We start from the raw sequence: 12,268 nt of genomic DNA on the forward strand, positions 1-12,268 counted from the left end.
TCGCCAAACTGATTTAGAGTAGAAAGACGGTATAGTAAAAAGTGAAGCAATAAAGCTTCGTTGGCAAATTTGACAGCCAAGATCACATTCAACAAAGTAGAGGTAAAAGAGCTGTTTAATTTGCATCTGTCTCGTCTAACCGTAACAGCACTTCTGCGAAACATTGATATTTCCTCTTAGTAGTTGACAGAGAGTTTGAGCGCTAAATCAATATTATTTTTTCAGGATTGAATTAGCCCAACTCTAGATAGAATCAGGAGAAATGAGGAAATCACTCAGCGTTTCATGCAAGGGGTGCTGTTACTGCTTTAAAGCCTACAGGACAGGTCAAGAGACAGGTAAAAGTGCATCATGGCGATTATTGCTTTGAAAGCCTGGTATCTCCAGGAGTATGAACCAATTCGAGAATTAGAAAAGCGCCCTCACGATTTGCGCCTCAGTAAAAATAGTCTGTTGAAGTCAGCTTTGCGAGCCGATTTTTTAGAAGACAGTGAAGATGTCAAACAATCGGTTTGGTTTCAGCGCTATTTAGAAGGAGAAACCGTTGAGTTCTACATTGAAGGCAGCGGCGGTTACGCTATTTCTAATATCGATTTAATCAGCCATGAAATCTACTTTACTAAACAAGATGTGATGGCCCATTTAGAGCCAACGATCTTTCTTTGTTATCAAACTGAATACGCAGAATCGAGTGAATTACTGCGCGAAGAATTGCAGACAATCATTGAAAAACTCAACAAGCGATCGCGGCTGTTGTTGGCTTTAGAAGAATCCCATCGTCCCACGGAAGGAGCGGTTCGCCTCAAAAGCACCTTGATGCAGAAAATCCGTAAAAGCCTGCTGTTTATTGCCGACGGGACGCCAATTCTGCAACTGGATAGCGAACCACCTCAGCCGATTCCTAGCCCCAAAGTTTGTGTAGAAGTGGGCTATGCGCTGCAATGTAAACGCGCTGAGCAAATTTTGCTGGCTCAGATGGAGCGGTCTAGCGTCAATGGTCAGTTTGCCTTCGACCTGCCGCCGGGGAACCGCCTCTTATTCCGCAACAAAACCGAACTGCACAAGCTGTTGCCGCAAATGGTGGAAACGCAGCTTCAGCGGTTTAATTTGCTGTATTAGAGGGAGTCAGGCGTCGATGCATATCAAGTTTCGCTACTAGCGGGTGGCTTCCGGAGCAAGGCTAATTGGGCTGGGAATTATGAAGGATGTTCTTCTGATTCGTCAGCTATGCAAAATAACCGTGCAGCTCAGTTCAAAGCTCTAGGAGCGCTAAATGGCAGTCGCTCACTCAAGAATGCGCTTCGTCGCCGCGAACGAGTTGATTTGTATCAGTTTTCCCTAGGCAACCGCAGCAATTTTTCTGCCCAGCTCAATGGCCTCAAAACCAACGCCAATCTGGAGTTGCTGAATGGGAACCGAAAGGTAATTGGGGCGTCTCGCAAACCGGGCAAACGGGCAGAGGTGATCACATCCTTGCTAGAGGCAGGCGTGTACTATCTGCGGGTAGTGCGTCGTGGTGGGGATACTGCTTACCGATTGGCCTTATCGGCAGCTCCAGTTACTCAGCCGCCCCAACCTCCCCCTCAGTCTTCCATAGGTCTGTTGTCAACTGGTTCAGCCGAACTCGGACGAGTGGATCGCACCACAGGTGCCTTTAGCTTAATCAATAGTTCTTCCCTGGATTTGACTGATATTGCTCGCTCTAGCGCAGGCGACTTGTTTGGGATTACGCGCAACAGTCTTTATAAACTCGATGCCAATACCGGAACTGCTAATTTGATCGGCAGCTTGGGAGCCAACAATATGACTGCTTTGGCCTTCTCCACTTCCGGAATGCTATACGCGGCAGGCGACTCCAACTTCTACACGGTCAATACTCAAACCGGCACGGCGACTCTTGTGGCCACCATTCCCAACTTCTCCAGCAGCGGCGATCTGGTATTTGATCCGGCTGGCAATCGCTTCTTGGCCACATCGGCTACCGTTGGCAGTTCGACGGATACGCTGTACTCGATTGACCTGAATGGCGTAGCCACCGTGATTGGCGATACGGGCTTTAGAAATATCTACGGACTCGCGCAGGACAGCGGCATCTTCTACGGCTACACCGTCAACCGTTTGCAGATTCGCATTGACCCAACTACGGGTGTTGGCAGCTTCGACCGCAACCTGACCGGAACTACCAGCGCCATTTTTGGAGCGACCTAACCTGGTTTCTAAGTTGAGCCAACTCTGTTAGGCTGAGTTGCAATGTTCACCAACGGTTCAACTCAGTCTTCTATGCTGCCTGCCCACCAAGCCGAACAAATCATTCTCGATCGAGTGCAGCCGCTCGATCCGCAACAGGATCGCGATCTGGTTCCCCTAGCTGCTGCCAATGGTCGGATCCTTGCCGCTCAGGTATCTGGCCAACTCGACATTCCCCATTGGGACAACTCGGCGATGGATGGTTACGCGGTGCGCTACGAAGATGTTGCTGACTGCAGCCCTGAGCAGCCCGTGACGCTAGACATTATCGAAGAAATTCCGGCAGGTGCAGTGCCGCAGAAAACTGTGCAGTCCGGTCAAGCAGCCCGCATCCTCACCGGATCAATGCTGCCAGCCGGAGCCGATACGATCGTGATCCAGGAAGACACTCAGCGTCAGGGTGATCGAGTCAGCATTTTAGCGGCACCCAAACCTCAAGCGTTTGTACGGCATCAGGGTGAGTTTTACCGCGCTGGCACTCCGCTGCTACCGGCTGGCATTTTGCTGACCGCCCCAGATATGGCCGTATTGGCTACCGCCCAATGTCTGCAAGTTCCGGTTTACCGGCGTCCGCGTGTGGCAATTCTTTCGACTGGCAATGAACTCGTTCCGCCAGACCAGCCGCTTCAGCCCGGACAGATTGTAGATTCGAATCAATATGCCCTCACAGCCCTAGTGACCAGTGCTGGAGCCGAACCGATTCCTTTGGGAATTGTGCCCGACGATCCAGCAGCAACCAAACAGGCCATCGTCCAAGCCATCAGCCGCGCCGACATAATTCTTTCCTCTGGCGGTGTCTCGGTTGGCGACTATGACTACGTCGATCGCATCCTGGCCGAACTCGGAGCCGAAATCCACATCCGTGCCGTTGCCGTCAAACCCGGCAAACCCCTCACTTTTGCCACTTTCCCCCCCGCTCCCCCATCACCCCCCCGCCCCCTCCTCTACTTCGGCCTTCCCGGCAACCCCGCCTCTGCCCTAGTTACCTTCTGGCGCTTCGTCCAGCCAGCCTTGCGAAAACTATCAGGGTTAGCCACAGGTTGGGACCCCACCGTGATTCAGGGACGGGCGACCCAAGAATTACGCTCAGACGGTAAGCGGGAGAGCTATCTATGGGGACGGGTGCAGATTGTCAACGGCGAATTTGAATTTCACTTGGCTGGCGGTTCTCACAGTTCGGGGAATTTAGTCAATCTAGCTCAGACCAACGCACTGGCCATTGTGCCAATTGGTCAAACGCGAATCTTGATTGGTGAGCCGCTCCAGATCATGCTGATTCATTTGATGCAGTGAGGCATTAATTCAGTCAGGCATCAACCAGAAACTAAGGATTTCATCTAATCTTTAACTAACTTCATCCTAATTTCGTAGTTGGAACATTCAAACTATTGCAGCGACTCCGTAATTACAAACTTAATCCTTACTTAAAATTCAACAAATCACCTGTATATCCGTGGTTTGACCAGGTTTTTTGTAAATCTTAGATATAGATGTCTCCAGGTTCTAAGAAACTTCAGGATGAGAACAGTAAAATCGTTTGAAGCATGGAACATGATGAATTCATTATTTGAAAAAGTGAGCTAATTTACTGTTTTTTGTATCTAAAAAAGCCCGTAATTGTAATTCAATCCGAAATAAAAGGCAGCTCGATTCAATGACTTGGATCGAGGTAATTCGAATGGATTCTCACAGATTCATAGACAGAACCTTCATCGATTTTGGATTGGGTTGACGGAGAAATTAGCAGGACATATATCCAGTTTCTTACGAGCGAAAAACCGATGGTTTTCAACTCAATTGAATTTCTAGTTTTTCTGATTATTGTTTACACGGCTTACCGCCTGCTGCCCTTTCGGGGACAAAATCGCATGCTGTTGGTCGCCAGCTATATTTTCTATGGCTGGTGGGATGCTCGCTTTCTGTTTCTAATTCTGCTCACCTCTACGCTCGACTTTTGCTCGGCCTTAATGATTGGGCAAGGGCAGATGTCTACCCGGCAGCGAGTTGTATCGACAACGGCTCTACTGGCAGCGGCCCTCTTGTTTGTCACGGTGCAATGGCAGGCAGTGCAATTTTCGCTGACACCGTTTCAGCTCGCAGTAGATTGGCCCAATCTACTGCCTTCAGCTTGGACCGGGTGGTTGGTGTGGTTGGGCACCCTAGCCGCCGTTTTGCTTGCCAACGGGCTGTACCCCTACCTGGTGGCTCTGCCAGAAAATCGCCGCTCGAATCTCTGTTTAGCGACCAGTATTACAATCAACCTGGGTATTCTGGCAGTTTTTAAATACTTCAATTTCTTTGTAGACAGTGCCGAGGCAGCTCTCAGCTCGGTGGGCTGGCAAGCCGACTTTTTCTCACTTGGCGTGCTGCTGCCGGTTGGGATCTCGTTCTACACGTTTCAGTCGATGAGCTACACGATTGATGTCTACCGTAAAGAGATTCCGCCGGTTCAACGGCTCTCAGATTTTGCCCTGTCGATTAGCTTTTTCCCTCAGTTGGTAGCTGGCCCAATTGTGCGAGCCGCTGACCTGTTACCCCAAATCAGCAAACCGCGTCAAATCAAGTTTGATCAAACAATTCGCGGCCTGTACTTAATTCTGCTGGGCTTGTTCAAAAAAGTTGCCATTGCTGACGGAATTGCCGGTTCAGTCAACGCCGTGTACGGCACAACCGGAGCCGTATCCTGGCTGGATGTGGTGGCAGCCACGCTGCTGTTTACCTTTCAGATCTATTGTGATTTCTCTGGCTATTCCGACATTGCTAGAGGCGTAGCCAAGCTGTTCGGTATTGAGCTAATGCTCAACTTTAACTTGCCCTACTTTTCGAAAACTCCCAGCGAATTCTGGCGGCGTTGGCACATCAGCCTCTCAACTTGGCTGCGTGACTACCTCTACATTCCCTTGGGCGGTAACCGCAAAGGCAACACGTATCGTAACCTGATGACCACGATGGTGCTGGGAGGACTGTGGCACGGAGCCGCCTGGAACTATGTGCTCTGGGGCTTCTATCAAGGCACACTGCTTTGCATTTATCGGGCATTGGGCATTCGTGAATCTAAACAATCAACCCAGCGCAATTCGTTTAATCTCAAGCAATTTCTGCCTGCTGCTACCGCCACGGTGCTGTTTTTCGGATTGGTGTGCTACGGCTGGCTGTTATTCCGAGCTACATCCTTTGAACAAATCGTCAGGTTTACCCAAATCCTATTCACCGACTTTGGTAACTTTTCCCTCAGCATGCCTAGGCCAACACTATCTGGCATGATTGGGCTACTCGTGCTGATTGTCTATGAGTGCTTGGAGTACAGTGCCGGTAATGCCCATTTCTACTATCGAATTCCCAGCTTATTCCGGGGAGCCTTCTACGCTGTTTTGACGACGCTAATTTTGATGGGAGCAAGCAATGCAGCTTCGCAATTTATTTACTTCCAATTCTGATCAATCTGCTTCTGTGGATAATCCCCTGACCAAAGTTCTCACCAGCAAGCGGGCTAGGACTTGCGCCCAAGCAACACTAGGATTTGTGGCAACGCTCGTCGCCATTGATGTGGCAATCAATCGGCTGTTTCCCTATCCTACCGATCCGCTGAATACCTCACCTAGTTCCCTCAGTCTCTACTTCGACTATGGCCGCTCGATTGAAGGCAAAATCCGCCGCCAAATGGGGCCAACCAACGATACGAGCGCTCCGATTGCCCAGGCAGGTTGGCTAAATGCTCAGAATCTAGAGGAGCAGCCCACAGTTCCTGAACCAGGAGATGACATTCTCGTTGCTAGCTATGGTATGTCGTTTAGCTTGCGGGTGATGGGGGAAGTAGAGAAGCTCGATCCGCGCATCACATTGCGGTCAATGGCAGGGCCAGCCGCTCCTCCCAACTTCTCCTACTCGGCCTATCAATTTGACCGAGACAAGCATCAAGCTAATGTTGTCGTTCTGGGTATTCTCGCTTCTAGCGTCAAAGGCTTGGATGCGATGACTGGCATGACCTGGGGCGCAGAGGTTCCGGCTCCCTACACCTTTCCGAAATACAAAGTTGAGGCCGGCCAATTGCAGGCGATTCAACCGCAGATCCAGTCACTGGAGCAACTGCGGCAGGCAATGCAAAATCCGCAGCAGTGGGATGCGTTTGTGAACCAACTGGAGACGAACGATCGGTTTTTTAATTCGTTTACCTTTGAACAAACTGCCCTGGACCATTCGGCCCTGTTCCGATTGTTGCGTCGCGCTTGGGCTAAATCCTATCAAGATAATCGCACGGCTCAAATTCACACCAGCGACGGCTTCAACGAAAAATGGGAGCAAACCGCTGTCCTGAAACAGATGGTGCAGGACTTTGCAGCCACGGCTAAACAAGATGGCATCATGCCGGTTGTGCTGCTGATTAACGATCGAGGCTATGATGACCACCTCTATCAATTGCTGCGACCTACGTTAGAGCGACACAGCATTCCGTTTGTCAGCACTCATGATATTGCACCAGCCACCGATCAGAAAAACTTTATTGCTGACGGCCACTTCATTCCAGAAGCCGATCAAAAAATTGCTGCCAAGGTTCTAGAGCTAATCAACACAACCCTAGGTCGTTCTCCCGCCCCCACTCCTGCTTCCCCGCCGCCTTGACCCAGTTCGACGCTATTAGACGCTTGATGCTATACTGGTAAAGCATTTGCCGGTGTAGCTCAGTGGTAGAGCACTCGATTCGTAATCGAGCGGTCGTGAGTTCAAATCTCATCACCGGCTTATAAGCAAAACCCCTGAAAGTGCTAAAGCTCAGGGGTTTTACCGTATCTAGGCATGCTGGTAAAATAGTACACATGTTCTAAAATTGAATAAGAGTTGGGTAGTATTAGGGCTGTTTGGGTGTAACTTGGGCGTAATTTGGGTGTAGGCTCAAACGTACTTAAGGGAATGCGAAACCAGGAACTATTCAGCCGCTACCAGCGGAATATCAACCGGGAACTGCATGAGGCGATTGATCGACTAGAAGCAATTCAGGACCGGAAGAATCAGGGTTCTATGGGTTCGTTTAGTCAGAATGGGCTAAAACACTAATTGCAAAGTGTTACACCATCAAGAGAGAATGTATGTATTACTGTATTTAATCAGTGATTGTCGTGCTTATTCTCTAGATCTAGATGGCTGGACCCGAAGCGATCGCTACTATCCGCCTAACCAACGATGAGGACGGGACACATGAAGTTCCGGCGGATGTGTTGGCGCGTACTTTGTCAGGGCTACAGCAGTTGGTCTACCTCATTGCAACAACTCAGGAAAACAGACGCATCAGAGATCGGTTTCGGCTCCCACAAGAGATTCAGCAGCGATATAGCCTCAGTTGTCGGGTTCCTCAATCTGGAAGCTATGCAATGCCGATCGCACTTGGTTCGGGTGATGTAGATTCATCGCTTTTCACGAACTATTCAGACTTATTGAGTAGAACGGAAATGCTATTCAGCTCAATTCAAACTGGACAGCTAGACCCTCTGTTTGATGTCTTTCCTGATGAAAAGGTGAGAAATCGGGCGCTGCGGGAAGTTAGGAAGCTATTACCTAAACCGGGTGAGGGGTGGAGGTTTGGGTTTCAGAGAGATGATCACCCAGAGATATTATTAATACCTGATAACGCTGTTCCTCTCATCGATCGGGAGCTGGCTCAAGACACTCCAGAAAACACGGTGATGACGGTAACGGGTGAACTGATCCGTATTGATTTTGATAGGAGAACAGTGGTTCTACGTCATCCGGTAACTCACAAAGAGATTGAGTGTGTGTATGTGGATGAGCTAGAGGAAACGATGATTGAGAACCGGAGAGGGATGATTCAGGCAACAGGGCGTTTTACTTTGGATGATGAGGGCTATCCAAATAAGCTAACTGATGTGACCCAGCTAGAGCCTGTTGACCTATCTCCTATTAGCTTAAAAATTGCTCACTGGAACGATCGAGAATTTCGCTTTAGGCAACCACTCACTTTCAATCCATCCTTAGATGAAGAGAGCCAGCAGTTTTATGTGGTGGAAGATCCAGTTCTAACATTGCTTGCTTATGCTCAGACTCGTGAGCAGTTGCTTCAGGAGATCAGTGAACAGATTGTGTTTATGTGGGATGCCTATGTGGGAAGCTCTGAAGATGAGCTAGCACCTGATGCTTTGAGATTACGTCAAAAATTGATAGAAACGGTTTCTGAAAATAGAAATGCCACGTCAAAAGTCTAAGGTAGAGTCTGCTTTGAGGAGTAAGGGCTTTGAACAGACAGAGAGTGATCATCATTATTTCGTATACATCACCACAGACGGAAAGAAAACTACTGTCAAGACAAAGACAAGTCACACTCCAAAAATGAAGGATATTCCTGATAATTTGCTGTCGCAGATGGCGAAGCAGTGTCAGTTGAGCAAAAATGACTTCTTGAGATTGCTAGATTGCCCCCTAACTAGAGAAGAGTATGAGAAAATCTTGCGTGATAAGAATCAATCCTGAAGGCAGTTTTGTGAAATGTCTGATTGATGTCTTCATAGGCTGGTCATACAAAACCTCGGTATCAGTATTTTTGGCGATTGAGGCATCAATTTCCTTTTGCTGCTGCTGTCGCAGTTTCCACCAATGGGTCAATTGCGCTTTCGCCGCTAGTTAAGTCATGCTAGTTCAAATCTACTTTGTCCTCCAAATCTTAGCCGTTCCTTCAACGTCAGTGCTAACAATTATCTCTCCGTTGTGACTCAAGACAACTGACTTTACTGGATGCTCATGTCCTGCAAGCGTATGTAATAAATCACCAGTTTTTAGATCCCGAATCTGAACTGTTCCACTTCTAGTGCCACAAACAAGATAGGAACTATCTGCACTGATAGTCATGGTAGTAATAGAATCAGATTCTTCAATCAAAGCATATTGTAAATTACCAGAATCCAAATCCAGAATTTTAATTTTTTTATCAGCAACAGAATCATAAACAAGTTTCTCATCACTGCTAACAATTACTGAATAAACGGCTTCAGATATACTGTAAAGTAGTTCGGTAGTGTCAAGATTCCAGACATTAATCTTTGCATCGCCCTCTTCAAGCCAGTCGGAGTAACTAATCAAGTTTTTGCCATCAGAGGTGATGACAACATGTGGACTTGATTTCTCATTTTTATAGTCTATATATCTGTCTAAAACATATAGTAATCTTCCTGTATTAGAGTCCCAAATTTCTATAGTATGTTCGTTCGTATAATATTCCTCACCTTGCTCATTTTCGCCCCAATCCAAAAGTGAACTTCCAGAAACAACAATCAATTTACTGTCAGGAGAAATAGCAATATTTTCTGTAAAGAAGCTGCGATCATCATCCAAATCAATTGTTTGAAGTACTTGACCAGTCATGCAAGACATTATTTCCACATTATGAGAATGGCATATAGCAATTTTTTGATATTTAGGATCTATAGAAAAACTGCTAGATCCAGATGAAAAGAAATACTTCTGTCTTCCAACCTTTAGATTCCAAGCGTTTATTCCGCTATCACTAATACAAACAGCAGTTTCATTATCTGGAAGTATATAGATGGAGTGGTGTTTACCCATTGCAGATAAATCTGAAGAGAAATTGTGCATCCAGTGATCAACCGGAAAAATTGCTTCTGCACACTCGCATTTAAACGAGTAGATATGCTTTTCTTCCAGTAAATTCCAGACTTTAACTTCTCCCCACCCATCGACGCTGGCTATAAAATTGTTGTCCTGGCTAATTGCCACTGATTCATTATCACCCCAAGTAATTAGTGTTTTTCCTCCTGAAAACGTTACTTCTTTGGAGTAACCAGGAAGTGTAAATTTACATTTCCAAACTCGAAAGCAAGGCTCTTGAATAAAAGACTCAACTTTATATCGACTTAAAGTATTAGCTAGTTTCAAACCTCTTTTTGCAAGGTTTGAAGAATATTTGTCTATTTTTTGTTGTCTTGACAAAACAATTTTTTCTGCCTTGTTTCCTTCAGCTTCCATCTTTATAATCTTGCTTTGAGTCCTTCTAGTTTCTGCTGAGCATGAGCAATCTTTAAATCAAGCTCCATTGCCATCTCCTGTAGCAAATCTTGTCCCAATTTTTCTGCATTCGCAACTTGAGTTTTTAGCTGATAAAGCTCAGTCTGTTGAACTTCATTAAGCTCTTCCTCAATTGCTCGAAGCCGATCGCGGCTTTGCGAAATTTGGCGCAGAACTCGAATCAGTTCAACTGCAATTCCTTCTCCTTTTACAGATTCAGGGCTACTTTCCCACTTGTGTAAAATGCTTCGTAACTTTTCCTCATCACCATCCTCATAAGCTTGATTCACCTCAGCCATCAGTTCTTGTCTACGTAGCCTTTCAGCCTCGTTTGTTACTAAATCTGGATGAATTTGCTTAGCAACTTCTCGATACAATCTCTTGAGGTTATCAGAAGGCTTAAATTCTTTTGAGGCTTCCAGATATGCCATATATTCAGTTATTTGAGCCTCAATCCGATCGAGTTCGGAAAATCGAATACCAATAATTTGCTGATATTTCCGCTCAAATGCGTGTAGTTCAGCATGAAGCGTTGCCAATTCCAATTCACGTTGGGTTAATTCAGCTTCTAAATTTGCCAACTCAGAATGCTTTTTTCCCAACTCTTCTTCTTCAGGCGTTAGTCTACGGACAATATCTTTATCCATTCCTTCCTGCACAAGTTCAGATATATTGGTGGTCTTCTATCTATAGTTTGTCTACCCTATTAGATATTGCTCTCCTTCAAGTTTCAGCCGATCGCCCTCTAGCAGTAGTTGGTCAATCAAATCCTTAACCTCCATATAGGGCTGACGTTCGCCCCGTTTTTGTCGTTCGATCGCCCGTCTAGTTTCAGCCCTCACCCTTCCAGCCCATTTTCGCTTTCCAAAAACATCCAACCCAACGGAAAGTATACTGTCTGCTCCAGTTTGAGTAGCCTGCTGGTTAATAGCCTTGATTTCGGCAGTAAGCTCTTTTTTCAACGCCCTAAGCTGCTTCTGAACTAATGAGATTTGCTTAAGCTGTAACTTAACAGACTTAGGATTATCGAGCGTTAACGTAAGCTGGCTAGTCAGATCTTGAGCCTGCTGTAGTATTTCAGGAATAGTCATGATGTACTAATCCCTATTTGCTTACGATGGTTAGAGTTTGAGTTAGTGAACGTAACCATAGAAATGCCCAGGATGAACTACAGGTTAAGGTAATTTAATTACCCGCGTTGCATGATCATTACCTATATCTGTTGTATGAGCAGGCCAAACGGCTAGGTCTTTGCCAATTCTTGATTTTTGACGGAAAGCCATACTGGCAATCTGTTATCCTGACAAAGCGAAACCCGGTAAATCTACCGGGTTGTGCAGCATTTAGACTATGCTATTCGTTCAAAGTTATTCGTTTCGTCAGTATTCGCATGACCTCACCAGGGTTAATGGTTGGAAGCGGTCTAGACCAGTCTTCCGGTCTGGCATAACCCCAATGAAATAGGGTCATCACGAAAGAATCCACAACTTGAGGACTGCCAATCGCCAAAACTCGCAATATCTCAGGTGAGGGGCGATCGCGTAGATCGATAAACGGTTGAGCAGGTTCTCTGAATGACACTTCTAAGCTCCTTATTGTTCAAAATCATCAGGACATCGGTGATATGAGCGTTAAAGCTCATGGTCAGGAATCTCCTGAGAAGGAGTGATCGGATTACTGCTTCCACTCAACCGTTCAGAACTAGGATGAGGTTCTTCGAGAGCTTGGGCATTGCGAGTAAAAAAGAAGATGAGGTCTACAAGGCGATCTTGAAGGCGATTTACATCAAAGCTATCTGCCCAATAGACGGTGAACAAAGATTTGATTGCCTCACTCGCAGCATCCTTAGCAAGCTGACGACGTATGGCAATCTGATTGGTTTCTGGCATCATGGATTTAACTCCTATAGGGGTTTAACCCAGTCCTGAGATGTGAGTCAGGGGACTGGGTTTTAGACTGCTTTGATTATGCCGGAAGCGGCAATATTTATCAA

Annotated in this window: 12 protein-coding genes and 1 tRNA gene; 8 read left to right on the forward strand and 5 right to left on the reverse strand. The window is 46.5% G+C overall.

Features of this window, described 5'->3' with window-relative positions:
• Nucleotides 1–351: 351 nt before the first annotated feature.
• The 8 genes from HJG54_RS27515 (at nt 352) to HJG54_RS27550 (ending at nt 8,462) form a co-directional block, all read left to right on the forward strand.
• Nucleotides 352–1,119 (forward strand): hypothetical protein, encoded by a 768-nt coding sequence (locus tag HJG54_RS27515; protein WP_316432427.1) that lies wholly within the window; start codon nt 352–354, stop codon nt 1,117–1,119.
• A 108-nt stretch (nt 1,120–1,227) separates the two neighbouring features.
• On the forward strand, nt 1,228–2,208 hold the full coding sequence (locus HJG54_RS27520; protein ID WP_316432428.1) for a PPC domain-containing protein: 981 nt from the start codon (nt 1,228–1,230) through the stop codon (nt 2,206–2,208).
• A gap of 72 nt (nt 2,209–2,280) precedes the next feature.
• Nucleotides 2,281–3,540, forward strand: coding sequence for a gephyrin-like molybdotransferase Glp (glp, locus tag HJG54_RS27525; protein ID WP_316432429.1), 1,260 nt, complete (start codon nt 2,281–2,283; stop codon nt 3,538–3,540).
• Nucleotides 3,541–4,028: 488 nt separating this feature from the next.
• Entirely contained in the window at nt 4,029–5,684 is a 1,656-nt protein-coding gene (locus tag HJG54_RS27530; RefSeq protein ID WP_316432430.1) for an MBOAT family O-acyltransferase, read from the forward strand.
• Complete coding sequence (locus HJG54_RS27535) at nt 5,650–6,867, forward strand: hypothetical protein (RefSeq protein ID WP_316432432.1); 1,218 nt, start codon at nt 5,650–5,652, stop codon at nt 6,865–6,867. The genes HJG54_RS27530 and HJG54_RS27535 overlap by 35 nt, the downstream gene beginning before the upstream one ends.
• A 48-nt stretch (nt 6,868–6,915) precedes the next feature.
• A tRNA-Thr gene (locus HJG54_RS27540) sits at nt 6,916–6,987 on the forward strand.
• Between the two features lie 168 nt (nt 6,988–7,155).
• Nucleotides 7,156–7,299 (forward strand): hypothetical protein, encoded by a 144-nt coding sequence (locus HJG54_RS27545; RefSeq protein ID WP_316432433.1) that lies wholly within the window; start codon nt 7,156–7,158, stop codon nt 7,297–7,299.
• 314 nt (nt 7,300–7,613) lie between these two features.
• Complete coding sequence (locus HJG54_RS27550; protein WP_316432434.1) at nt 7,614–8,462, forward strand: hypothetical protein; 849 nt, start codon at nt 7,614–7,616, stop codon at nt 8,460–8,462.
• Between the two features lie 436 nt (nt 8,463–8,898).
• Here the strand turns inward: HJG54_RS27550 and HJG54_RS27555 are convergent, their stop codons facing one another.
• The 5 genes from HJG54_RS27555 to HJG54_RS27575 all read right to left on the reverse strand — a co-directional run bounded on the left by HJG54_RS27555 (nt 8,899) and on the right by HJG54_RS27575 (nt 12,167).
• Entirely contained in the window at nt 8,899–10,236 is a 1,338-nt protein-coding gene (locus HJG54_RS27555) for a WD40 repeat domain-containing protein (protein WP_316432436.1), read from the reverse strand.
• Nucleotides 10,237–10,238: 2 nt separating this feature from the next.
• Nucleotides 10,239–10,922, reverse strand: a complete 684-nt coding sequence (locus tag HJG54_RS27560; protein ID WP_316432437.1) for a J domain-containing protein — start codon at nt 10,920–10,922, stop codon at nt 10,239–10,241.
• Nucleotides 10,923–10,973: 51 nt separating this feature from the next.
• The gene (locus tag HJG54_RS27565; protein WP_316432438.1) at nt 10,974–11,366 is read right to left on the reverse strand and encodes a hypothetical protein; all 393 of its coding nucleotides are present in this window, start codon (nt 11,364–11,366) and stop codon (nt 10,974–10,976) included.
• A 262-nt stretch (nt 11,367–11,628) separates the two neighbouring features.
• On the reverse strand, nt 11,629–11,856 hold the full coding sequence (locus HJG54_RS27570; RefSeq protein ID WP_316432439.1) for a hypothetical protein: 228 nt from the start codon (nt 11,854–11,856) through the stop codon (nt 11,629–11,631).
• Nucleotides 11,857–11,906: 50 nt separating this feature from the next.
• A complete protein-coding gene (locus tag HJG54_RS27575; protein ID WP_316432440.1) occupies nt 11,907–12,167 on the reverse strand; it encodes a hypothetical protein in 261 nt (86 codons plus the stop codon).
• Nucleotides 12,168–12,268: the final 101 nt, after the last annotated feature.

The organism is Leptolyngbya sp. NK1-12, from assembly GCF_032598965.1.
Classification (GTDB): domain Bacteria; phylum Cyanobacteriota; class Cyanobacteriia; order Elainellales; family Elainellaceae; genus Elainella.